The organism is Mesorhizobium sp. M0037, from assembly GCF_040323635.1.
Lineage (GTDB): Bacteria > Pseudomonadota > Alphaproteobacteria > Rhizobiales > Rhizobiaceae > Mesorhizobium.
Genome location: NZ_JAMYVB010000007.1, coordinates 34,747 through 56,825, shown reverse-complemented (window position 1 = coordinate 56,825; position 22,079 = coordinate 34,747). Strand labels below are relative to the sequence as shown.

At 62.0% G+C, this 22,079-nt stretch carries 21 protein-coding genes; 14 read left to right on the top strand and 7 right to left on the bottom strand.

What is annotated here, in order from left to right; translation table 11 throughout:
* The first annotated feature begins 10 nt into the window (after positions 1 to 10).
* Entirely contained in the window at positions 11 to 2,164 is a 2,154-nt protein-coding gene (locus NKJ78_RS13110) for a thiamine pyrophosphate-dependent enzyme (RefSeq protein ID WP_023699872.1), read from the top strand.
* A complete protein-coding gene (locus NKJ78_RS13105) occupies positions 2,157 to 3,749 on the top strand; it encodes an indolepyruvate oxidoreductase subunit beta family protein (RefSeq protein ID WP_023699873.1) in 1,593 nt (530 codons plus the stop codon). Before NKJ78_RS13110 ends, NKJ78_RS13105 begins: the two co-directional genes overlap by 8 nt.
* A gap of 133 nt (positions 3,750 to 3,882) precedes the next feature.
* Here NKJ78_RS13105 and NKJ78_RS13100 read toward each other — a convergent pair whose 3' ends face one another.
* The gene (locus NKJ78_RS13100) at positions 3,883 to 4,779 is read right to left on the bottom strand and encodes a LysR family transcriptional regulator (protein WP_023699874.1); all 897 of its coding nucleotides are present in this window, start codon (positions 4,777 to 4,779) and stop codon (positions 3,883 to 3,885) included.
* Positions 4,780 to 5,008: 229 nt separating this feature from the next.
* Between NKJ78_RS13100 and NKJ78_RS13095 the strand changes: the two genes are divergently transcribed.
* The 4 genes from NKJ78_RS13095 to NKJ78_RS13080 all read left to right on the top strand — a co-directional run bounded on the left by NKJ78_RS13095 (position 5,009) and on the right by NKJ78_RS13080 (position 7,947).
* Positions 5,009 to 5,743, top strand: a complete 735-nt coding sequence (locus NKJ78_RS13095) for an SDR family NAD(P)-dependent oxidoreductase (RefSeq protein WP_023699875.1) — start codon at positions 5,009 to 5,011, stop codon at positions 5,741 to 5,743.
* 50 nt (positions 5,744 to 5,793) lie between these two features.
* Positions 5,794 to 6,546: an SDR family NAD(P)-dependent oxidoreductase gene (locus NKJ78_RS13090; protein WP_352460193.1), complete on the top strand. Its 753-nt coding sequence runs from the start codon at positions 5,794 to 5,796 to the stop codon at positions 6,544 to 6,546.
* 32 nt (positions 6,547 to 6,578) lie between these two features.
* Positions 6,579 to 7,178 (top strand): NADPH-dependent F420 reductase, encoded by a 600-nt coding sequence (locus NKJ78_RS13085; protein ID WP_023738329.1) that lies wholly within the window; start codon positions 6,579 to 6,581, stop codon positions 7,176 to 7,178.
* A 136-nt stretch (positions 7,179 to 7,314) separates the two neighbouring features.
* Positions 7,315 to 7,947: a class I SAM-dependent methyltransferase gene (locus NKJ78_RS13080; RefSeq protein WP_352460194.1), complete on the top strand. Its 633-nt coding sequence runs from the start codon at positions 7,315 to 7,317 to the stop codon at positions 7,945 to 7,947.
* A 268-nt stretch (positions 7,948 to 8,215) separates the two neighbouring features.
* Here NKJ78_RS13080 and NKJ78_RS13075 read toward each other — a convergent pair whose 3' ends face one another.
* Entirely contained in the window at positions 8,216 to 8,809 is a 594-nt protein-coding gene (locus tag NKJ78_RS13075; RefSeq protein ID WP_023667783.1) for a DJ-1/PfpI family protein, read from the bottom strand.
* A 161-nt stretch (positions 8,810 to 8,970) separates the two neighbouring features.
* Positions 8,971 to 9,669, bottom strand: coding sequence for a GntR family transcriptional regulator (locus NKJ78_RS13070; protein WP_023667782.1), 699 nt, complete (start codon positions 9,667 to 9,669; stop codon positions 8,971 to 8,973).
* A 172-nt stretch (positions 9,670 to 9,841) separates the two neighbouring features.
* On the opposite strand from NKJ78_RS13070, the gene NKJ78_RS13065 reads away from it, so the two are divergent.
* The 3 genes from NKJ78_RS13065 to NKJ78_RS13055 are packed head-to-tail and all read left to right on the top strand — an operon-like array spanning position 9,842 to position 13,399.
* Positions 9,842 to 11,068 (top strand): iron-containing alcohol dehydrogenase, encoded by a 1,227-nt coding sequence (locus tag NKJ78_RS13065; RefSeq protein WP_023738327.1) that lies wholly within the window; start codon positions 9,842 to 9,844, stop codon positions 11,066 to 11,068.
* Between the two features lie 58 nt (positions 11,069 to 11,126).
* Entirely contained in the window at positions 11,127 to 12,575 is a 1,449-nt protein-coding gene (locus NKJ78_RS13060) for an NAD-dependent succinate-semialdehyde dehydrogenase (RefSeq protein ID WP_245260408.1), read from the top strand.
* Positions 12,572 to 13,399: an alpha/beta hydrolase gene (locus NKJ78_RS13055; protein ID WP_023738325.1), complete on the top strand. Its 828-nt coding sequence runs from the start codon at positions 12,572 to 12,574 to the stop codon at positions 13,397 to 13,399. The genes NKJ78_RS13060 and NKJ78_RS13055 overlap by 4 nt, the downstream gene beginning before the upstream one ends.
* A 323-nt stretch (positions 13,400 to 13,722) precedes the next feature.
* Here the strand turns inward: NKJ78_RS13055 and NKJ78_RS13050 are convergent, their stop codons facing one another.
* Complete coding sequence (locus NKJ78_RS13050; RefSeq protein ID WP_352460195.1) at positions 13,723 to 14,619, bottom strand: NAD(P)/FAD-dependent oxidoreductase; 897 nt, start codon at positions 14,617 to 14,619, stop codon at positions 13,723 to 13,725.
* Between the two features lie 129 nt (positions 14,620 to 14,748).
* Between NKJ78_RS13050 and NKJ78_RS13045 the strand changes: the two genes are divergently transcribed.
* The 3 genes from NKJ78_RS13045 (at position 14,749) to NKJ78_RS13035 (ending at position 17,633) form a co-directional block, all read left to right on the top strand.
* Positions 14,749 to 15,378 (top strand): TetR/AcrR family transcriptional regulator, encoded by a 630-nt coding sequence (locus tag NKJ78_RS13045; protein WP_023738323.1) that lies wholly within the window; start codon positions 14,749 to 14,751, stop codon positions 15,376 to 15,378.
* A gap of 520 nt (positions 15,379 to 15,898) precedes the next feature.
* The gene (locus tag NKJ78_RS13040; protein ID WP_023738322.1) at positions 15,899 to 17,074 is read left to right on the top strand and encodes a zinc-dependent alcohol dehydrogenase; all 1,176 of its coding nucleotides are present in this window, start codon (positions 15,899 to 15,901) and stop codon (positions 17,072 to 17,074) included.
* A 10-nt stretch (positions 17,075 to 17,084) separates the two neighbouring features.
* A complete protein-coding gene (locus NKJ78_RS13035) occupies positions 17,085 to 17,633 on the top strand; it encodes a hypothetical protein (RefSeq protein ID WP_023710080.1) in 549 nt (182 codons plus the stop codon).
* A 253-nt stretch (positions 17,634 to 17,886) separates the two neighbouring features.
* Here NKJ78_RS13035 and NKJ78_RS13030 read toward each other — a convergent pair whose 3' ends face one another.
* Positions 17,887 to 18,111 carry a hypothetical protein gene (locus tag NKJ78_RS13030; RefSeq protein WP_156929751.1) on the bottom strand — a complete coding sequence of 75 codons (225 nt, stop codon included), beginning with the start codon at positions 18,109 to 18,111 and terminating at the stop codon, positions 17,887 to 17,889.
* A gap of 973 nt (positions 18,112 to 19,084) precedes the next feature.
* Between NKJ78_RS13030 and NKJ78_RS13025 the strand changes: the two genes are divergently transcribed.
* Positions 19,085 to 19,342 carry a hypothetical protein gene (locus NKJ78_RS13025; protein WP_245260390.1) on the top strand — a complete coding sequence of 86 codons (258 nt, stop codon included), beginning with the start codon at positions 19,085 to 19,087 and terminating at the stop codon, positions 19,340 to 19,342.
* A gap of 272 nt (positions 19,343 to 19,614) precedes the next feature.
* Here NKJ78_RS13025 and NKJ78_RS13020 read toward each other — a convergent pair whose 3' ends face one another.
* Positions 19,615 to 20,034, bottom strand: coding sequence for a hypothetical protein (locus NKJ78_RS13020; protein WP_245260389.1), 420 nt, complete (start codon positions 20,032 to 20,034; stop codon positions 19,615 to 19,617).
* A gap of 463 nt (positions 20,035 to 20,497) precedes the next feature.
* On the opposite strand from NKJ78_RS13020, the gene NKJ78_RS13015 reads away from it, so the two are divergent.
* The gene (locus NKJ78_RS13015; protein ID WP_023738317.1) at positions 20,498 to 21,097 is read left to right on the top strand and encodes an EF-hand domain-containing protein; all 600 of its coding nucleotides are present in this window, start codon (positions 20,498 to 20,500) and stop codon (positions 21,095 to 21,097) included.
* A 213-nt stretch (positions 21,098 to 21,310) separates the two neighbouring features.
* Here the strand turns inward: NKJ78_RS13015 and NKJ78_RS13010 are convergent, their stop codons facing one another.
* Entirely contained in the window at positions 21,311 to 21,475 is a 165-nt protein-coding gene (locus NKJ78_RS13010) for a hypothetical protein (RefSeq protein ID WP_348524243.1), read from the bottom strand.
* Positions 21,476 to 22,079 lie beyond the last annotated feature (604 nt).

Genomic DNA, 22,079 nt, shown 5'->3' with positions numbered 1-22,079 from the left:
GGTTGGAAAAATGGCCGAACGCTCTTTTGCCAAGGAAGTCGAAAAACTCAGGCTCGGCGCCGGCGAGGAATTTGCGGGCGAAGGCATTCTCGCCATCACCAAGGCGCTGCTGCAATGCGGCGTCGGCTATGTCGGCGGATACCAGGGCGCGCCGATCAGCCATCTGATGGACGTGCTGGCCGACGCACAGGAGATTCTGGGCGAACTCGGGGTGCATTTCGAGGCGAGCGCCTCGGAAGCCACCGCCACCGCCATGCTGGCGGCCTCGGTGCATTACCCCATTCGCGGTGCGGCGACCTTCAAGTCGACCGTCGGCACCAATGTCGCGTCCGACGCACTGGCCAACCTCGCCTCCGGCGGCGTCACCGGCGGCGCGCTGATCATCGTCGGCGAAGACTATGGCGAAGGCTCCTCGATCATGCAGGAGCGCAGCCATGCCTTCGCCATGAAGAGCCAGGTCTGGCTACTCGACCCGCGCCCCAATTTGCCGTCGATCGTCAAGGCGGTGGAGGATGGTTTCGAGCTGTCCGAGGCATCCAACACGCCGGTGATGCTGCAGGTGCGCATCCGCTGCTGCCATGTGCATGGCCATTTCATCGCCAAGGACAACAAGCGCCCGCCGATGACGGTGGCCGATGCGCTCGACGCGCCGCGCCGCGACACCGGCCGCATCGTGTTGCCGCCCGCCTCCTTCCTGCACGAGAAGGAGAAGGTGCAGAAGCGCTGGCCGGCGGCGGTGGAGTTCATCGCCAAGAACAAGATCAACGAATTCTTCGGTTCGGACCATGGCTCGGTCGGCATCGTCATGCAGGGCGGCATGTACAATTCGGTCATCCGCGCCTTGCAGCGGCTCGGCCTTGCCGACACCTATGGCGAGACGGATGTGCCGCTCTACGTTCTCAACGCCGTCTATCCCCTGATCGATGACGAGTTCCTCACCTTCTGCGAAGGCAAGCAGACGGTGCTCGTGGTCGAGGAGGGCCAGCCCAACTACATCGAGCAGGCCTTTGCCGCCATGCTGCACAAGGCCGGGCGCGGCACCAGGCTGGTCGGCAAGGAGTATCTGCCGATGGCCGGCGAATATACCGGCCAGGTCATGCTGGACGGCATCGGCGCCTTCCTGCGCGCCGAGGCCCCGCATCTCTTGCCGGGTGAGGTGCGCGCGCCCAACAAGGTCGGCGACGGCGTTGACGCCGCGGACCTGATCAACGTCGTGCCGGGACGTCCGCCAGGCTTCTGCATCGGTTGCCCGGAGCGGCCGATTTTTGCCGCGACAAAGCTGGTCGAGCAGGAACTCGGGAACCACCACATCGCATCCGACATCGGCTGCCATTTGTTCTCGATCATGCCGCCTTTCGAGCTCGGCGCCACCACCATGGGCTACGGGCTGGGGCCGGCATCGGCATCGGCGTTCAATTCGCCCGACGCCAAACGGCGGTCGATCTCTTTCGTCGGCGATGGCGGCTTCTGGCACAATGGCCTGACCTCCTCGATCGGCAACGCGGTCTTCAACAAGAACGACGGCGTCATCGTCATCGTCGACAATTTTTACTCCGCCGCCACCGGTGGGCAGGACATCCTGTCGTCGCGTGCGGGCAACAAGACCAAGTCGACCAAGCATCCGATCACCGAGGCGGTGAAGGGCATGGGCGTCAAATGGCTGCGCCATGTCGACCGCACCTATGACATCACCAAGATGCAGGACACGTTACGTGAGGCGCTGACGACGGACGAAAAGGGTCCCAAGGTCATCGTTGCCTCGTCTGAATGCATGCTCAATCGCCAGCGCCGCGAAAAGCCGCTGGTCGACAAGGCGATCAAGGGTGGGACTCGCGTCGTCAAGCCGAAGTTCGGCGTCGATGAGGATATCTGCACCGGCGACCATGCCTGTATGCGGCTGTCCGGCTGCCCGTCGCTGTCGGTAAAGTCGCTCGACGATCCGTTGCGCGACGATCCGGTGGCATCGATCGACCAGAGCTGCGTCGGCTGCGGCAATTGCGGTGAAGTGGCGGATGCAGCGGTGCTGTGCCCTTCCTTCTACCGCGCCGATGTCGTGCACAATCCCCGCCGCTGGGATCGTTTTCTGGAAGGCACGCGCCGCGCCGTGATCGGCCTGCTGCAGCGGCGCCGTGAAAGCCGCAGGTTGACGTTCGCCGATGCTTGACCAGGCTTCGCCCTTGCGCCCGAAATCCGATGCCGCCGATACCGAGCCGGTGATCAAACTCGCTTTGCTCGCGGTCGGCGGCCAGGGCGGCGGCGTGCTCGCCGACTGGATCACCGATGTCGCCGAGCGCAATTCCTATGTCGCGCAATCGACCTCGGTCGCCGGCGTCGCCCAGCGCACCGGCGCTACGATCTATTACGTCGAGATGGCCCGCGACACCGGCCGGCTGCCGGTCTTTGCCCTTTCGCCTTCGCAAGGCGATGTCGACATATTGATCGCCGCCGAGCTGATGGAAGCCGGCCGCGCCATCATCAGGGGCTTCGTCACGCCCGATCGCACCACGCTGATCACCTCCTCGCACCGTATCGCCGCGGTGTCGGAAAAGATCGAGCCGGGTGACGGCCGGGCCTCGTCTTCCAAGGTACGCGCGACGGCGGAAGCTGCATCGAAACGCTTCATCGCCTTCGACATGGAAAAGATCGCCGCGGACAATGGCTCAATGATCTCGGCCAGTCTGCTTGGCGCGCTGGCCGGCTCCGACGCATTGCCGTTCACGCGTGAAAGCTATGAGCAAGCGATCGGCGCCGGCGGCCGGGGTGCGAAAGCCAGCCTTGCTGCCTTCGCCGTCGCCTACGACCGCGCGCGCGGTACGACGGCCCCCGCGCCACAGCCGGCAGAACCGGCCACGGTCGACCCCGCTCCGGGTTCAGGGCGTGTGAGCGGTCCGCCGAACCTGCTGCAGGGTTGGCAGGCGCTGGCCGCCCGCATCGACCTGATGCCCGCGGCGGTGCGCGACATGGCGCTCCGGGGCCTGAGAAAGGTCGTCGACTACCAGGACATCTCCTATGGCGGCGAGTATCTCGACCGGCTCGACCAGGCGGTCGCGCTGGATAGCGCTGAACATGCCCATGCATTGTCCATCGCTGCCGCCAAGCATCTGGCCAACGCGCTGTGCTACGACGACATGATCCGCGTCGCCGATCTCAAGACACGTTCGACGCGTGACCGGCGGGTGCGCAAGGAGGTGGGCGTCAAGGACGGCTCCATCCTGCAAGTGACCGAATATTTCCATCCGCGCATCGAGGAGTTCTGCGGCACCTTGCCGGCGGGGTTTGGCAGCTACATCGAGAACCGGCCGAAACTTGCCGGCTTTCTCGACCGGCGCATCAATCGCGGCCGGCGCATCCGCACCGACAGCTTTGCCGGCTTTGCGGTCCTCTGGTTGATTGGCGGCCTGCGCCGCTGGCGGCGGCGCCTGTTGCGCCACAAGGTCGAGACGGCGCATCTGGAGCGCTGGTATGCGCTGGCGCTCAGCCACGCGCCTCAGGACTACGCGCTCGCCGTCGAAATCTTGAACTGCCGCCGGCTGATCAAGGGCTACAGCGACACCCACCTCCGCGCCCAGTCCAAATTCGATCGCGTGCTGTCGGCGCTCGATCTGGTCAGGAGCCGCGATGACGCTGCCGACTGGATCAGGCGGTTGCGCGAAGCTGCGCTGAAAGACGAGAAAGGCGACATGCTCGATGGCGCGCTGAAGACGGTGGCATCGTTGTCTGATCATGGTGTGGGAAGAGGTCGAGCTTAGGCTGGTACCTCTACGCTACTGCCGCCGTTTCCCTACTCCCACTGGATTCGCGGATTGAACACGCCGCTTCAAGCGATCGCAGCTCGGCTTCCACCCGGATTGCGGGAAGCGTTGCCGGCGGATCTGCCGGGCGTCAGTCGCGCGATATGGACAGCCCCGAGAGAAGCGGAGCGTACGCGGCGAGCCTGCGGGATACGAACTCTGTGAAGAGCCGCACCCGCTTCGTCTTGCGTGTCTCGCCTTGCGTGAGAAGCCAGAGTGTCCCATGCATGGGCACGTCGATCCCCGGCACCCTCACCAGCAGGGGGTCGGTATCTCCGACGAAGCACGGCAGTTTCGTTATCCCAATCCCCTGGTGCGCCGCGATGATCTGCGTCTCGGCGTCAGGTGTCCTGAACGGTACTCCCGTGACGTGAACTTCTCCCTCGCGCGCCCAGTCCGGAATTCCATGATTGTCTATGCCTATCCATCGGATGGGATCAAGCGTGCCCGCACGCCACGCGGCTAGTCGATCGCGAGACATGTAGACGCCGCTGAACAGCTCCGGTCCCTTCAGGCCGTGAAGATTGAGCGGCAGGGTCTTGCGGTCGGCGACAATGCGGATCGCGACGTCGGCCTCTCGGTTGGTCAGATTTGCCAGCTCACCGGACGACAAGATTTCCATCTCGATGTCGCGATGCAAACGCGCGAAGTCGGCGAGATCCGACATGAGCAGGTGTGTGGCGAGGAACGGTGGAAGCGTCACCCGCAAAAGTCCGCGCGCGCTCTGGTCACGACCGAAGACGCGCGTCTCCAGCTGGTGCGACGACGCTTCCATCTGGGTCGCGAGATCGAGGACCTCTTCGCCCGCAGCCGTCAGGCGGTAGCCGGAAGGCAGCTTTTCGAACATCTGCGCCCCGAGGCGTTCCTCGAGCTGAGCGATGCGTCGCAGCACGGTCGAGTGGTTCACACCGAGGTGCGCGGCGGCAGCACGCACCGAGCCGCCGCGCGCGGCGGCAAGAAAGTAGCGGACGTCATCCCAGTCGATCATGGTGCATTCCTGCGCAGCGCAGTGCGGCTTGCAAAAGCCCATACTAACACGATCAGCCGTAAGTTCGTGCGGTCATCGTGGCGTTCAATCATCTATTGGATCGTTTTCGCACCAGCGATGTGCGCGATTGCGCACTCACCGCCCGACTTCGGCGAACCCATCTTGAGGCTCTCGCGGGACTTTCCCGTATAGCCAAAGACACGAGACGGCGAAACGAAGGATGCATGACATGAACAGACTGAATGGAAAGACCGCTGTGATAACCGGCGGCGCTACGGGCATCGGCCGCGCCGCAGCCAAGCGCTTTATCGAGGAGGGCGCCTTCGTCTTCATCTTCGGCCGCCGGCAGGAAGCGCTCGACGCCGCCGTGGCTGACCTTGGGCCTAATGCCCGCGCGGTTATGGGCTCGGTCTCGGATGAGGCCGACCTCGACCGACTCTACGCTGCGGTGAAGGCCGAGCGCGGAAGCCTCGACATCGTCTTCGCCAATGCCGGGGCGGGAAGCCCGCTTCCGCTCGGCCAGATCACCGCCAGGCACATTGACGAAACCTTCGACACCAATGTGAAGGGTACGATCTTCACGGTCCAGAAGGCGCTGCCGCTGATGAGCCAGGGCGGTTCGATCATCCTGACCGGGTCGAGCGCCGGCACCACGGGCGCTCCGGGGTTCACTGCCTATAGCGCGAGCAAGGCGGCAGTGCGCAACCTGGCGCGGACCTGGGCGGAGGACCTGAAGGGCACCGGCATCCGGGTAAACGTGTTGTCGCCCGGGGCGACGGCGACCGAACTCGCGAAGGAGGCGTTGGGCGAGGAAGGCCAGAAGGCCTACGGCGCGATGACTCCGCTCCAGCGCATGGCCGATCCGGCGGAGATCGGGGCCGTGGCCGCCTTTCTCGCGTCGCCGGACAGCAGCTTCATGACTGCCAGCGAGGTCGCCGTCGACGGCGGCCTGGCTCAACTCTGACCCCCAGCGCGGTCCGTACCTGGCCTGTGCGCAACGAAAGACAAAGAATTATGAAAAAACTCGAAGGCAAGATCGCAGTCATCACGGGCGGAAGCAGCGGGATCGGATTGGCCACAGCCAAGCGCTTCGTAGAAGAAGGAGCGCACGTCGTGATTACCGGGCGAAGAGAGAAGGAGTTGAAGGAGGCCGCAGCCTTCATCATGAAAAACGTTACGACGGTCGTGGGTGACGTGTCGCTCCTGGAAGATCTGGATCGCCTCTATGCCGTCGTGAAGGTGAAACATGGTCATATCGACATTCTCTTCGCCAACGCCGGCGCGGGGACGATCGCACCGCTCGCCGTCGCTACCGAGGCACATTTTGATCAGACCTTCGATGTGAACGTGAAGGGTCTGTTCTTTACGGTGCAGAAGGCCCTTCCCCTGTTCAAAGACGGCGGTTCGATCATCCTGAATTCTTCAGTGTCGAACGTGTTGGGGCTTCCAGGGTTTAGTACCTACGCCACGAGCAAGGCGGCTGTACGCAACTTCGCGCGCGCTTGGACACTGGAATTCAAAGACCGCAAAATCCGCGTCAATGCAATGAGTCCGGGACCAATCGAGACGCCGGCCTTGGAGACAACGACTGGCCTTACCCCTGAGCAAGCCGAGCAAGCGGCCGCCCAGTTTGCGTCACAGATCCCAATGGGTCGCAGGGGCAAACCAGAGGAAATCGCGGCTGCCGTAACGTTCCTCGCCTCCGATGAAAGTTCTTTCGTCACCGGCGTGGATCTCGCCGTCGACGGAGGCATGGCGCAAGTCTGACCCCGGCATTAGCACCAGATCGGAGAAGTACTATGAACTATGCAATCGTAGGATTCGGCAATATCGGACGGGCCCTTGCCAAGGCGTTTGCCCGAAACGGCATCGAAGTTTCCGTTGCAACCACACGCGACCCGGAAAGCTTTGCCGCCGATGCGGCCGCGATCGGACCCACCATCATCCCCAAAAAACTGGCGGAAGCCATCAAGGCGGACATCATCTTTTTGGCTGTCCGCTTCGAGGCGCACCCGAATGTCGCGAAGGCGCTCCCCACATGGCAGGGGAAGACGATCATCGATGTGACCAATGCCTATGGCGTGCCCCCTGAGGAACTGGGAGGACAACCTTCTTCCAAGTTCATCGCGCAGGCCTTCTCTGGCGCAAAACTGGTCAAGGGCTTTAACCATTTGGTCGCCCCGGTGCTTGATCAGGATCCGGCCGTACATGGTGGCCGGAGGGTCGTGTTCCTGGCAAGCGACGATGACGCTGCCGCAACACAGATTGGGGAGCTTGCGGAAAATCTCGGTTTCGCGCCGATCAAGCTTGGCGGGGTGTCGGAAGGTGGCCTGCTGGTCCAGGCGCGCGGAGACAGCTGGGGTCGTCTCATCTTTAAGGACTTGGTCAAGTTCGACTGACGAGCACGACGTCCACACCGGTAAAGAGACAACGCAGGCGATCGGAACTCGGATCGGATCAAGCGCGATCCGATCCGAGCAAATGGAGAAATCATTATGAGCACCGAGAAGAATATCCACTCCTAAGGAGATTTCGATGTACGACCAATCCAAGGTGTCCGAATTAATCCGGTTCGCACGAATCGAGGCGGGCTCCACCGTGATCGACGTCTACCCTGGCGACGGAGACTGGACGCGCCTCTTCTCCGACATCGTCGGATCAGAGGGGCGGGTCTACAGCTTCGTGCCGGCCGAAGTCGCCCACTTCAAGAACGATCCGGTCGGCCTCATGCGGACGCTCGCGAAGGAGCCGGGCCGAGAGAACGTCGAAGCCGCCTCGGCGGATCTCGTCGCGATGCCGGAGGTCACGCCGCCAGCGGATGTCCTATGGCTGCACCTGTTTTACCACGATCTTCACACCGCCCTGGTCCAGAAGAAGGGTGCGACGGCCGCCGACTTCAATCGAGCTGTCTACAACCGGCTGAAACCCGGTGGGTCCTACGTCATCGTCGACCACGCCGCCGCCGCTGGGTCAGGCACGAGCGACAAACGGTCGCTGCATCGGATCGACCCTGCATCCGTCCGCGAGGAGGTGGAGGCGGCCGGCTTCGTGCTGGACGCGGAAAGCACCGTGCTCTTGAACAGGGATGACCCGCACTCGATCAAGGTGTTCGATCCCGCGATCAAGGGCGAGACCGATCGCTTCGCGTTTCGGTTCGTGAAGCCCTGATAGCTCCCGGCGCCGACTTCATGTCCAGTTCCCCAATGGGCCAATCAACTCGGGTTCGCACCCGCCAAGCTGGGAAAGGTCAACGAGGATAGCGCGCTGTGCACGCACGCGATGCGGCAGCGCCTTGAAGGCGTCCGAGGTGATGATGGCACAAGGTTCTGGAGCACACCTGCCGCAGGTTCCTGATCTGAACTTGATGAAATGACGGAAGTCGCCGCGCCGTTGAGGGAGCCGGCGCATCCTTCAGGGGATGCGCCGGCTCAACGGTTCAAGAATGGTGGATTTCCGTTCCCAGCACCTTCAGGCATTCACGGATGAACGCCGCAAGCGCGGTCCAGCCTTTGGCTGAAACCATGGTCCCATCGACATAGGCGTCGGTGGGAGACAGATCGATGTAGGTGCCGCCGGCAAGCGTCACCTCCGGCTCGCAGGCGGCGAGCGCCGCCACCTTCTTGCCGCGCACGACGCCGTCGACCGCGATCAGAATCTGGACGCCATGGCAGATCGTGAAGATCGGCTTCTTGGCCTCGTGAAAATGGCGCACCATTGCCTGTATCCGCTTGTCGGTGCGGATGTATTCGGGGCCACGACCGCCGGCGCAATAGACAGCGTCGTACTGGCTCAGCTGCTTCTCGGCGTCGGCGAAGGTCTTGTTGATCAGCGCGTTATGGCCGGGCTTTTCGGTGTAGGTCTGATCGCCCTCGAAATCGTGCAGCGATGTCTTGATCATGTCTCCGGCGCTTTTGTCGGGGCACACGACATGTACGGTGTGTCCCACCGCTTCCATCGCCTGCTGATAGACGAAGATTTCATACTCCTCGGTGAAATCACCGGTCAGCATCAGGATTTTTTTGGCTGGCATGTCTTTTCCTCTCGGCTTGTTTCAGGGGCGAGGTGCACTGCGCGCCTCGCTTCCCGGGATCGAAATCGGCTCAGAACGGGGAATAGAATTCGTAGGCGGCAGGCTGGGCGGACAGCGGCGCGCCGCGCTTGAGGGTGCCTCTGACAAGCAACATCGCCAGGCTACTCGAACGCAGGCAGGAGCCTGTCCCGCGAATTTTCGATGTGCGCGCGCATGGCTTTTTCGGCGGCGTCCGGATCGCCCGCGGCAAAGGCAGCGAGAATAGCCTCGTGCTCGTCGAGCGCCTCTTCGGTCACCCTGGAGTGATACATCAGGCGGAAGATATGGAAGTGGGTATGCTGGTGATTCAGTGTCTCGCGAATGAGTTCGTTTTGGGCAAACTCGACGATCTTGTCGTGGAAGATCGCATCCTGACGGGCGAAGTTCGAATAGCGCAGGCGTTCGTCTTTCCCCACCCGCCGAGCCATGACGCCGGCCGCCTCCTGCAGCGCGGCAAGGCGCTCGCCGTCCATTGTTGCGGTGGCTTTGGCCGCGGCGGCAGGTTCAAGCAATAGACGCAGCTCGTAAAGCTCGTCGAAGCGCCGGCGGGTGATTTGTGGGGCGGCGCGATAGCCGATCAGGTGGGTTTTCAGAACCAGCCCTTCCCCCTCCAACCTGCCAAGCGCTTCACGAATGGGGGTATGCGAGACGTTGAATTCCTTGACGAGATTGTCGACGGTGATGCGCGATCCCGGAGCAATCCTCAAAGACATGAGCTGCGCGAAGATTGCTTCGTAAACGTCGCCAGCCAGACTGTTGGCGCGCTGAATACGACCGGTCGCACGAGCTTCATTGTCAACCGTCAGGTCCGTGTTCTGCATCGTTTGCCTCTTGACAGAACCATCCACTAACATGATGCTCCGCGAAACTCAATCCTATATCATATACGATTTTATGAGGGTATCGCATGATCACGACCTGCAGCGCCGAGGTCGGCCTCCGGCACGAAGCCAAGCCTGTCGGCTTCCAATCCGTCTTCGCAGGATCTTGTGCATGAGCTTGTTTGCAGCGGCGCGCCTGCCGAGCGAGATTCTGTTCGGCAAAGGCCAGCGCCATGTCCTGCCTGCCATTGCCGCCAAATATGGGCGCCGCGCGTTCGTCTGTACCGATGAGCGATTCGCGGCGACGTCGCAGTTCGCCGAGATCCTCGCTGGCTTGCACAACGCGGCGATCGAGACGTTGGTCTTCGACCGAACGCTGCCGGATGTGCCGCGCGACAGCGTCGCCGCCTGCATTGCGCAAGCGAAAGATTTCAAGCCGGACATGGTGATCGGCATCGGGGGCGGCAGCTGCCTCGACATGGCCAAATGCGCTGCACTTCTGCTCAGCCACGGCGGCAGGCTCGAGGACTACTATGGCGAGTTCAAGGTACCCGGCCCTACCCTTCCGGTGATCGCAGTGCCGACGACGGCTGGAACAGGCTCCGAGGTGACCCCCGTCGCCGTGATCTCCGACCCGGATCGGACGCTGAAAGTGGGTATCGCCAGTCCGCATCTCATCGCAGCAGTGGCGCTTTGCGATCCGGATCTGACGGTGACCTGTCCACCATCCTTGACGGCGATCGCCGGCGCCGACGCGCTGACGCACGCAATCGAGGCCTTCACAGCGGCCAAACGCGGCGCGGACCCTCATTTGCCGCAACAGCATGTGTTCATCGGCAAGAGCGCTCTGACCGACCATTTCGCGCTTTTGGCCATCAGGCTGCTCGGCCGCAGTCTGGAAAAGGCATATCGCGACGGATCGGACGAGGATGCGCGCGCCGACGTGATGATCGGAGCGCTGGCCGCCGGTTGCGCCTTCGGTACGGCGGGAACGGCCGCCGCCCATGCGGTGCAGTATCCCGTTGGCGCGCTTACCCACACCCCGCATGGCCTGGGGGTGGCCACGATGCTGCCCTATGTGATGACCTACAATCTGGCCGCAGCAGCCGCGGAGATTGCGGAAGTCGGCACTGCTCTTGGCCTTTCCCATCAGGGCGGCGGCGCCGATGCCTTGGCGCACGCCACCATCCGTGAGGTGAGCCGGCTGTTTGGCGCCATCGGCATCACACCGACATTGGCCGAACTGGGTCTTCCCGAAGACAAGATCGACTGGACGGCTGAGCAGGCGCTGGGCATCGACCGGTTGATCAAGAACAATCCGCGCCCGTTCGACCTCGCCGCGATGCGACAGCTGGTCAGGGCTGCCTATGACGGCGACATGTCCGCCGCCATGATGTGATCGACCAGGAGTTCATCCAATGAACATTGCCGCAGGCATATCCGACGAGGATCAAGATATGTTCGACTACGCCACGGTCTCGCACGGTCTCTACATTGGCGGACGCTGGCGGCCCTCATCGGAGGGCCGCGTGATCGAAGTGGTCGATCCCTCGACCGAAGCCGTGATCGCTGCGGTTCCCGATGCAACGCTCACTGATGCCGCCGCCGCCGTCGACGCTGCCGCGAAGGCGGCCGCCGGCTGGCGCGAGACCCCGCCACGCAGGCGATCGGAAATCCTGCGGCGCTGCTTCGAACTGATGACCGACCGGATGGAGACGTTGGCTGCGCTGATCTCGCTGGAGAACGGCAAGGCGCTGCGCGATGCGCGCGGTGAAGTCGCCTACGCCGCTGAGTTTTTCCGCTGGAACGCCGAGGAGGCGGTCCGCATCAGCGGCGAGTTCGGCCTTGCACCCTCGGGCGCGAACCGGATCATTGTCGACTACCAGCCCATCGGCATTTGCGTGCTCATCACGCCATGGAATTTCCCAGCCGCCATGGCGACACGCAAAATCGCTCCGGCGCTCGCGGCCGGCTGCACGGTGATCCTGAAGCCCGCCAGCGAGACGCCGCTGACGGCCTATGCGCTTGCGGCGCTCTACGAGGAAGCCGGCGTGCCGCCCGGCGTCGTCAACGTCCTGACGACCTCGACCCCCGGACCGGTGACGGCGGCCATGCTGGCCGATCCGCGCGTGCGAAAGCTGTCCTTCACCGGCTCGACCGGCGTCGGGCGCGTGCTGCTGGCCGAAGCCGCAAAGCACGTCATTTCCTGTTCCATGGAGCTTGGCGGCAACGCACCCTTCATCGTCTTCGACGACGCCGACCTGGAAGCCGCCCTCGACGGTGCGATGGTTGCCAAGATGCGCAACGCCGGCGAAGCCTGCACGGCCGCCAACCGGCTTTACGTCCAGGCCGGCATCCATGATGCTTTCGCGGAAGGCTTGAGCAAACGCATGGCGGCACTCAACGTGGGCCCGGGCACAGACTCAGACACAGAATGCGGGCCGATGATCACCAGGAAGGCTGTGCACAAGATCGACCGGCTTGTGCAGGACGCCGTTGCCCGCGGCGCCAAAATCCTGTGTGGTGGCGGCGTATCTGAAGGCAGAGGCTTTTTCTATCCGCCAACGGTGCTCAAGGACGTGCCGGCCGACGTTGCCATGGCTCACGAGGAGATCTTCGGTCCCGTGGCGCCGATCAGTCGCTTCGAAAGCGAGGCGGATGTCATCTCCAAAGCCAATGACACCGAATACGGTCTCGCTGCCTACATCTATACGCGCGACCTGGGCCGGGGGATGCGCGTGGCATCGAAGATCGAGTCCGGCATGATCGCGCTCAACCGCGGCCTGATGTCGGATCCGGCGGCGCCCTTCGGCGGAGTCAAGCAAAGCGGGTTGGGGCGAGAAGGCGGCCAGAAGCATGGCGTTGCCGAGTTCATGGAGGCCAAGTACATCGCCGTGACCCTGTGAGCGGACATCACGCCAAAGATCCGTTTCGCATTCGCGATCATGTGGTCGAGTTCGACGACATGGTCGCCGAGATCGTTCGCAGAAGCGAGGACACCAGGGCGAATGTTCCCATGGTCGCCGATGTCGCCTACGGGGCTGACGCCACCGAAACCGTGGATCTGTTCTTTCCCGAGGGCAAACGGGACCGCCTGCCGGTGCACATGTTCATCCACGGGGGCTATTGGCGCATGTTCTCCAAGCGCGACTATTCCTACGTCGCCGAGACCGTTACGAACGCAGGTGCGATCGCGGTCATTGTCGACTACGCGCTGATGCCGACCGTCAGGATGGCCAGGATCGTCGACCAGGTGCGCCGCGCCAAGCGATGGGTATTTGACAATGTCGCACACCATGGCGGCGATCCCGGCCTGCTGACCGTTAGCGGTCATTCCGCCGGTGCGCATCTGGCAACAATGCTTTTCGACGGTGACGAGCGGCCTTCCGGCATCAAAGCTGCGCTGCTGCTTGGCGGCCTCTACGACCTGAAGCCATTGCAGATGTCGTTCCTTGCCGCCGAGATCGCGATCACCGACGAGGAGGCCCGCCGATTCTCGCCGATCGATCACAGTTTCGATCCATCCGTGGACGTAGATATCTTGGTCGGCGCCGATGAAACGCCGCCGTTCCACAGCCAGGCCGCACTCTTCACGGACCACCTTGACACACAGGGACTGACTGTTTCGCGCACCACCCTTGGTGGGGCCAATCACATGAGCAGCGTCCGTGACCTTGGCTTGGCTGGTACCGAGGCCGCGTCACTGCTGGCCCGCGTCGTGGCCGCCTGAGACTTCCGCCAGAAGCGCTGCTGGACGCGACCGTTCTGCAAAGTAGCGTCGCAGCATCGGGTACCGACAGCGGTGGCGAATCTCCCGCCACCGGTCCCCATACCGTAAGCCCGCCGTCGATGTCGACGTCGACGTGGTTCATGCTTTCCAGCGTGATTGAGCTTGATAACCGATGTCGGCGATCGCCGTCATGCCGGCAGCGCAGTTGAGTTCCCAAAGCCAACCGGCCAAAGATGCCCCTCAGGGGAGAGCGGGCCGGCGTTCCGTAACCTCGCCTTCAGAATATGATAGCCCGCGGCACCCGGAGAAGGGAATCTGCGCTCTCAAACCAGCATCGACTGCTGGGCGAAGATGCCCGCCGTCGCGCCGTGCGATATTGCCAGGGTGACCGATGGCGGCGTGAGGGGGTTGGCGAGGTCGCCCGCGGCGTAGATGCCGGGCATGCTGGTTTCGCGGCGCTCGTCGACCTTGAGGATTACGCCGAGGGGCGTATCGACCGTGGCGAGGCCCAGTGATTCATTCAGGCCTGCGGATGGCTTGTTGCGCGGATGCGCGAACAGGATGTCGACCGCGACATTGGGGCCGGTATCGAGCTTGACGGTGGCGTTATGCCCCCCGTGATGGGCGATCTCGATGATCCGGCCGTCGACGACAGGTATGTTGCGGCGCGCCAGACCGGCCCGGATATCGGGCGGAATGTCGTGACCATCGGCAAAGACCGTCAACCTGTCGGTCCAATCGTGGAACAGCCTGACCTGATTCATCGACTGTGGGCCGGACCAGACGAGGCCCCAATGCTGGCCGGCGACTTCAAAGCCGTCGCAATAGGGGCAGGGCACGATGGACGTGCCCCAGCTTTCGGCAAAGCCCGGAACATCAGGCATCTGGTCGACGACGCCATAGCTCAGGATCAGCCGGCGCGCGCCCAGGCTTCCGCCATCGCCAGTGAGCACGGAGAAATCGTCGATGGCCCCGGACAGGCTGTCGGCCCGGGCATTGACCAGCTTGATCGTGGGATAGCGCGCCAGCTGCCGCCGCGCCTCGGCCAGGATGTCCAGCGGCGGCTTGTGATCGTGGCCGAGCAGGCCATGCGAGTGGCCGGCGAAGCGGTTGCGCGGCAGGCCGGTATCAAGAACGGTGACCTTGCGGCGGGCACGGCCGAGTTGCAGGGCGCCGGCGAGACCGGCAAAGCTGCCGCCGATGATAATGACGTCATCCATGATGGGCTCCGTGTTGTGGATGAGGGGCCGGTTGGACCTGGTTGAAACCTACCCATCGGCTTGCGCATTTCAGAAACTACATGGTATCGTAATCCAAGAATTAGGATACTGTCAAGGACTGGAATTGTCGTGACCGAAAATAGCCAGGGCCGGCGCGGCCGGCCCGCCAACGAGGCGCTTGGCCAAACGATACTCGACGCTGCGTCCGAACTCTTTGTCGAATTGGGGTTTCAAGCGACGACATTGGACAAGGTCGCCCAGCGGGCGAAGATATCCAAGCTCAGCATCTATCGGCACTTCGAGAACAAGGAGGCGCTGTTCAGCGCGGCCATCGCGTCCGGCTGCCATCAATTGTTTGCACCACAGGCCCTTCTTGAAGGCATCGACGGTTCGGTCGAGGATCATCTCATGGCGGTGGGATCATCCCTGCTTCGCACGCTGTTGAGATCAGATGTCCGCAGTGTCGAAGCCATGGTAATGGCCGACCAGACGAATCCAAGGTCGTTAAGCAAGCTCCATTTCGAAGCCGGCCCCGCCCATGTCATCGCCCAAATCGAGGTCCTGTTGCGTCAGTTGCACGCGAAGGCGGTTCTGAACGTGCCCGATCCTCTCCGGTCCGCCCGCTTGTTTGCCGCGCTTTTCAAAGGATCCGATCTTTTGATTATCGCACGCTTCGATCAGGCGAGAGCGGCGGACGACAACGAAGTCGAATCCTATTGCCGGTCGGCCGTCGCCATGTTCATCGCTGCGCACGGCTAGCACTCTGCCCTGCCCGCTAATCATTGTATTTCTGCGAAATACTCCGCTAGAGCCGCCGTCGCGATGGCGCCCATCCACCTCGTGTCGATCGCGTCGGGTCGGACTGCGCGCCCGCCCGTGAGCGGCATCTCCTACCTGCCCCGGTCACAGCGCTGCTTCGGCCGACCCTGTGCGGGCGAGGAAGAGAATGCCGGTTACGGACGCCAGAATCGAGCAGATGACGTGTCAGCCGCCGCGAAGGACACCTGCGGACGGAACGTTTTTGGTACACTTGAGTACGTCCATTCGTGGGTCGGGGCCCAGCGGCTCGTGCCCGACGCGCCCCGGGGAGGCCGCTGGTGCCCGCGACGCTTCCAAGGTGCGGGTCTGGAATGGCCCAAAAATTCTCTCGAGCTCCCGGAACATCGGTCCGCCCCTGTGGTTCGACAAGCAGCGGCACAGTCGATCCAACCAGGCATCGGCCCGCTTAGGACAGGCGCGAGGTCCCTACCCACAGATCTTGCGAAAATAGGAGCAAGCTATGCGAGCGTTGGTCTGGCACGGCAAGGAAGACATACGCTGCGATCAGGTTTCGGACCCGGAAATTGAGGATGAACGTGACGCGATCATCAAGGTGACGAGTTGTGCCATATGCGGCTCCGACCTTCACCTCTACCACAACTATGTGCCAGCCATGCTGCCCGGCGACATCATGGGCCACGAGATGATGGGAGAGGTCGTTGAGGTCGGCAAGGGCGTCAACGGCGCTCTGAAGAAGGGAGACCGCATCGTCGTGCCGTTCACCATAATCTGCGGTGAGTGCGACCAGTGCAAGCGACAGAACTTTTCGGTTTGCGAACGCACAAACCGCAAGAAGAATCTCGGTGACAAGGTGTTCGGGCACACCACCGCGGGTCTGTTCGGCTACACTCATTTGACCGGCGGCTATCCTGGGGGACAGGCGGAATACATGCGTGTGCCGTTCGCCGATGCCACGCACGTAAAGGTGCCTGACAGCCTTACCGACGAGCAGGTTCTCTTCCTCGGCGATATTTTTCCTACCGGATGGCAGGCGGCGGCACAGTGCGACATTGAGCCCACCGATACGGTTGCGGTGTGGGGCTGTGGCCCAGTCGGGCAGATGGCCATACGCAGCGCCCTGCTGCTCGGCGCGAAACAGGTGGTGGCGATCGATTGCCTGCCGGAGCGGCTTTCCATGGCCGCGGCCTGCGGCGCCATCGCCATCAATTTCGCCGAGGAAAGTGTCGTCGAACGACTGCGGGAACTCACCGGCGGAAAGGGCCCGGAGAAGTGCATCGATTGCGTCGGCATGGAAAGCCACGTCTCGCTGGCCCAGCCCGATACCGTCTACGATCGCGCAAAGCAGTTGATGCTGATAGAAAATGATCGACCGCACGTTTTGCGTGAGATGATCTATGTCTGCCGGCCGGCCGGCGTGATCTCGATCCCCGGCGTCTACAGCGGGCTGGTCGACAAGATTCCGATGGGACAGGCAATGAACAAGGGGCTCACCTTCCGAATGGGGCAGACCCATGTCAACCGTTGGACCGAGGATCTGTTGCGCCGCATCGAAGATGGCCAGATCGACCCATCCTTCGTCATCACACATACCGTGGGGCTCGAGCAGGGACCCGAGATGTACAAGGTGTTTCGCGACAAGCAGGACAGCTGCATCAAGGTTGTACTGAAACCGTAGGGAAATCGTCATGAACGTGATTGCCAAACTTACCAACATCACCCGATCGCCTGGCGATCCCAAAGTGCTGAAGACTGGGCAGAGTGCGGTCGCGGCCTCCGATGGCCTTGCCCGCAAGCTCGGCTGGTTCAGCATCGCGCTTGGCGTCGCCGAGCTGGTTGGCGCCGAGCGGATTGCCGGCGCGCTCGGCATGCGCGGCAAGGAAGATCTGATCCGCGCTTATGGGGCGCGGGAAATAAGCAGCGGCATACTCTCGCTTTCAGTGGACAAGCAAGCGGGGCTGTGGAGCCGGGTGGCCGGCGACGGCCTGGATATCGCGACATTGCTGACAGCGTATCGGCATGGCAACCCAAAGCGCGATAATGTGGGCCTTGCGCTTGCGATGGTCGCCGGCATCACATTGCTCGACATCATCGGTGCGAAAAGCGTGACCGCGCGCCACTCTCGGAGGGGGACCAAGCCACGCGACTACAGCGATCGAAGCGGCTTTCCCGGAGGCACTGCCGCAGCCCGCGACCGTGCCCGCTCGCAGCGCAGCCAGAAGGCCGGCGCAGCCTGATAGAGATTGCGGAACCCTGGCGGCATGCGACCTGGACAGGTGGCATCTCGTCAGGCCCTAACGCCAGAGGTGGTAGCTCTCGGCGAGCCGAGTTTGCTGGAACAGAGTGGACCGTCGCGCGGCCGTTCTCGCGTCTCCTGGGTCACCGCCGCGCATGGGTTGTGTGGCCGGCGTTAAAGGCAGGAGGCAAGCAGCGATGCGACCAGGCGTCTAGCCTTCCATGTCTCTTACCTTGGCCAGGTTCCGGCGATCCTCAGGCCGAGCCGCGTTCGGGAAGCTTGGTCTCTTCCGCCACCCCTTTCCGCAGGTCTCGGCGCGAGCGTTCCGCTTCGTCGGAATTATTATCGTCGTCTGTCCGCTCGAGTTCGCGATCGATTGTCTCGCGCGACCCCTCTGCCGGATCCTGTTGCGGAGATGTGTTCGGGCCGGTTTCGATCTTGCCGTCGCCGGGAACGGTGCGGTCGCCAGACTTCGTCATCTTCAGCTTCCCTTTCATCTGTCATCTGCCTCGGCATCTCCGATGGCATGAATTTGGCCGCTTCCTGCCGAACCGGATCGTCGACGCTTTGTTCCGGGAAAGCCCCCGCAGGTTCGTGCTGGTCGGCCCGGGGCATTGGTCGATGCCCATGCCGGGAAGCATCCTATGCCAACGAGTCGGCGGCAGCCTCATCGATGTCGTTATCAACATGTGGGCTGTTTCGGCCCGGACACGCGAGCACGCCAGGCTCGCGGCGAGTTTTCGAACCGAAGCAGATGCGCAGCGTAACAGCTGGATGTATAGGGAAAAGGCTGCCTCATCCACGACATCGCGCTTCGGGAGGGCCGGCGGCATGCTCGCCTGGGCGGTCCGGCAGCTGGTAGCGAACTGGTCATAGGCCTTTGCAAAGCCGCGTCGATGAAGCGGGTGCGGGTAGCGCTGGTCGTCGAGGCATCTGTCAATCGGAGACAAGCGCGACCACTTGTGACCTCGCTGTTTTTTCCACCGGACTCGACATCTCACTATCATAGTTGATTGTGGCTACCGGTGACCCTGCGTAATGGATAGCCATTCCAACTCTCCAACAGGAAAACGGTATGTTGTATCCGGGTCGGTTTTTGGGGCCAAGCGACATTGAGATGCTCGCCCAGGTTTGTCACACGGTCTGCAAAGAGCGCGCCCTACCTCTTGCTTCGCAGAACGGAGAGCGCATAGCTGCGCATATACTCAGGCTGTTTATGAACGGCTTGATTGGGCAGAATGAACTGCTCGATGCCGAGAGGAACTGGGCTCGTCGGCCTGACCGTTCGGTCCAGCAGACGATGTCAACTACGCGCACATGAGAGGCCGCGTGACCCAGACTTGGTCGTCGGAAAGCCGCCAAGGCCAGTTGGGAACAAACCTGACGTTTAAGCGTTTGTAGAGCCCTTCCACCGGGCAACTCACCGAAATGCTTCTTGCCGTGCATGATGCGATGTCGACGGCCGTTTTGGCGGGCAGGAGCGCCAATGCGGAAATAGTCGGCGTGGTCGACCTCACCAACAAAGCTGAGGTCGACATCGGCATCACCAGCTTGGGAAGAGCCATCCAGTTCGTGGCCAACGCCTCGGTGCTTGGATACGACATTCGCGGCGCCATGGTCTTCTATGGCGCGCCCGGTACCCCGAGCCTAAGGGCGAGAGAGTGCGAGCGCTTGTGGGCGCAGTTTGGCGGCGCGCTTCTACAGCCGTAGCTATCAGGACGTTCGCCCCACCCGTTCATGGGCGCACGGAGCTAGGCGCTAACCAGCCGCAGCGGGAATGGCTCGGTGCTAGGTCTAGCGCGCGACCGCACCAAGCAGCTTTTCGGTGAGCGGCTTTGAGCGGTTGAGCCAGCGTGAGAGCGTTCGGCCGCATACCTGCCGGTGCCTGCTTTCATGTGACTGGGCGGGGCTATCGGGGAGCCGGGTTGACCACTGGGCCTTAGCCGAGGGAAGCACAGTACGGCAACCTCGCTCTTTGCTGGCTAACATCCTTCCGCTCTCAGGGACCGGACCATGCGCACAACAACAGGGTCATACGGTTTCTTTTCGGATTTCCGATAATTCATTGTGAAAAGCGCGGCACGCTCGTTGCAGACCATAATTGCACGGACATAGCGAATCTCACCATTCTTGACCCCGGAGTAGCTGGCCCATTTCGGGGCTAGGCGCCGATAGGTCAGTCGCCAACCGGCCTTTTCGTCCTCGATCATGCGATGTTCAATCTCGGCGCGAAAACTTGCTTTGCCCAGTCGCGCGCCCCAAACGACCAGAAACGCGTCTCTTGGGCCCTGAAAAGCCGCGCCCTGCTCCGAATTCTGGGTCAGGACGAAATTCGGAGGAATATCGAAACTAAAGCCAAGCTGTCGGACGCCGAAGGGCTGCCACGCCTCGGCCTGAAGCAACGTGGTCCAAAAGAGAAAAACTGTAAGTCCGAGCAGTAGGCGTCGCATTGCTCTGATTTAGCGCTGGCTAACATGGTGTCCAGACGGACAGAGGTCCGTGACATAAAAATATGCATTATGGCCGCGCAGCATACGGACGCGGAATTCGCTATTGACGGCGTGCGGTCGAAACGGCTTCCGTCCCACGAAAGGAGAGGACGCAGAGGGAATTGGTGCGTCGGTATGATCGACTGGCAGAAAATTGGCGAGGCCGAATGTCCAACGTTCATTGCCCGCAAAAATGGGCGCCGGCTTCCTCTTGTGCCTAGGGAAGAAGAGCCGAAATTATTCCCTGACGAAGACCCTGATCTACCTCAGACGGGGGGCAGGCCCTGTAACTTCGCCGTGACCTGATCCCCTTCGGGGAACAATCAGATCGAGCTCAAGTTTGGCCTTCCAAGCGAAAGCATTGATGGAGCATGCCATGAGATTTCCACACAGCACGACGGCCGCGACCGCCGTTTTCATTGCCCTGACCTCCCCCGCGCTCGCCCAGACAAGCGGAACACCATCACCCTCGACACCTGCACCCGCTCCGGCAACCGAACCGCCGGCCGCCGGACAGTTGCCGGATGCGGCCGGACAAGCGGATGCACCAACACGCGAAATGATCCGCCAGATGGTTGAGCAAGCTGTCCGGGAGAGAATGCAGCAGGATCGCGGTTCCGAAGAAGGTTTCCGCGAGGAAGACAGTCGCAACTATCAAGGCGATCGCAACGAGGGTGCTGACCGCCACGATGAAGATGGCGGCCGTTGGCAGAACCACGGTGGCCGCGATCGTGGACACAGAATGGCTGGACGCTGGCATCATCAGCTGATGCGCGGTGCCGGCATGCGACTGATGTTCGGGCTGTTGGACACCGATGGCGACGGATCGGTGTCCGAGGACGAGGTTCAACGCGCGGTGGGCAGGATGTTCAGTAGCATTGACGAGAATGGTGACGGCAAGATCGATGCGGACGAGATCCAGTCCTTCATGCATGGCTCCAGCATGCATGGCACTGATAGCGAGGACACGCCGTAGCTGTCTTCAAAGTGAATGCTCTCCCTAGGACAAAGCGGGCGAGCGCCTGGCGGTCGAATTCGAAGCGGTGTCTCTTGGCTGTTAGGCGCGGCGGCCCTAACAGCACCCTCCAGCCTTGCGCTATTCCCGCAGTCCCGTGAGACGCCAGCCGTGACAAAAAAAAACGGCTGCGCAGTGCTGATCAAGGAACGATCGAAGCCGACCAACGCAGGGTCACTCGGACGCCCGGTCCTCCAGCAGAACGAAGGATGCGGCGATCAAGTCGTCGCCATTGATACGTCCTTGGCTGTCCTCCAACATGGTTGCAACCTTGTGGAAGGCCATCATTTCACCCGCGTCAATCTGCGCTTCACGCATCTTGGCTGTGAGATCAGCCACGCGATTTCCTAACGAATGTGATTTTGCAGTCTCGCAATTCGACATGATTAGTCGTCCTTTGCCTTGGGGTTTCACGCTGCCGAACGCAATGCTTCAGCGGATGTTCCGAATTTGGCCATCAGTCTTATGGGATAGGACTTGCGTCTGATGGCGGTTGGAAGAAGCCCGAACGGCGGAACACCCAGCCGGAAGCCGTTGATCGAAGTCCCTTGTCGCCGGTTGAGATCCCGCCATCTTCACTGTCGAGAGGGTGGCGGGATCGCCTTCCGAGGAGCGAGCACATATGAGAGTAATAGGTATTCGCAGATGTACTCACGGCCATCCTGCTCGCTTCTTTTATCTGCGCATGTTCATTCTTTTCGGGAAACCCCATCTCTCCAACAACACGCAACACCGCGTTGCTACCCATGATGATGCGATGACAACTGCATCAACAAGCAAAGCGTCTTCGCCTAAGGTGCGATTGCCGGGGGCTTTCGACTTGAAGGTCGTCCAACGGGTCCCGGTGGTCAGGCGGTGGCGTTCAGCGGGAGCCAGGTAGACTCATCGCGAAATCCCGCAGCGAGGCATGTCGCAAGTCCTCCTCACCGCGTGCGGAGACCGA

Coding starts and splice junctions, on each gene's coding strand:
- NKJ78_RS13110 (WP_023699872.1), top strand. CDS start 11: ATGGCCGAACGCTCTTTTGCCAAGGAAGTCGAAAAACTCAGGCTCGGC.
- NKJ78_RS13105 (WP_023699873.1), top strand. CDS start 2,157: ATGCTTGACCAGGCTTCGCCCTTGCGCCCGAAATCCGATGCCGCCGAT.
- NKJ78_RS13100 (WP_023699874.1), bottom strand. CDS start 4,779: ATGATCGACTGGGATGACGTCCGCTACTTTCTTGCCGCCGCGCGCGGC.
- NKJ78_RS13095 (WP_023699875.1), top strand. CDS start 5,009: ATGAACAGACTGAATGGAAAGACCGCTGTGATAACCGGCGGCGCTACG.
- NKJ78_RS13090 (WP_352460193.1), top strand. CDS start 5,794: ATGAAAAAACTCGAAGGCAAGATCGCAGTCATCACGGGCGGAAGCAGC.
- NKJ78_RS13085 (WP_023738329.1), top strand. CDS start 6,579: ATGAACTATGCAATCGTAGGATTCGGCAATATCGGACGGGCCCTTGCC.
- NKJ78_RS13080 (WP_352460194.1), top strand. CDS start 7,315: ATGTACGACCAATCCAAGGTGTCCGAATTAATCCGGTTCGCACGAATC.
- NKJ78_RS13075 (WP_023667783.1), bottom strand. CDS start 8,809: ATGCCAGCCAAAAAAATCCTGATGCTGACCGGTGATTTCACCGAGGAG.
- NKJ78_RS13070 (WP_023667782.1), bottom strand. CDS start 9,669: ATGCAGAACACGGACCTGACGGTTGACAATGAAGCTCGTGCGACCGGT.
- NKJ78_RS13065 (WP_023738327.1), top strand. CDS start 9,842: ATGAGCTTGTTTGCAGCGGCGCGCCTGCCGAGCGAGATTCTGTTCGGC.
- NKJ78_RS13060 (WP_245260408.1), top strand. CDS start 11,127: ATGTTCGACTACGCCACGGTCTCGCACGGTCTCTACATTGGCGGACGC.
- NKJ78_RS13050 (WP_352460195.1), bottom strand. CDS start 14,619: ATGGATGACGTCATTATCATCGGCGGCAGCTTTGCCGGTCTCGCCGGC.
- NKJ78_RS13040 (WP_023738322.1), top strand. CDS start 15,899: ATGCGAGCGTTGGTCTGGCACGGCAAGGAAGACATACGCTGCGATCAG.
- NKJ78_RS13035 (WP_023710080.1), top strand. CDS start 17,085: ATGAACGTGATTGCCAAACTTACCAACATCACCCGATCGCCTGGCGAT.
- NKJ78_RS13030 (WP_156929751.1), bottom strand. CDS start 18,111: ATGACGAAGTCTGGCGACCGCACCGTTCCCGGCGACGGCAAGATCGAA.
- NKJ78_RS13025 (WP_245260390.1), top strand. CDS start 19,085: ATGTCGACGGCCGTTTTGGCGGGCAGGAGCGCCAATGCGGAAATAGTC.
- NKJ78_RS13015 (WP_023738317.1), top strand. CDS start 20,498: ATGAGATTTCCACACAGCACGACGGCCGCGACCGCCGTTTTCATTGCC.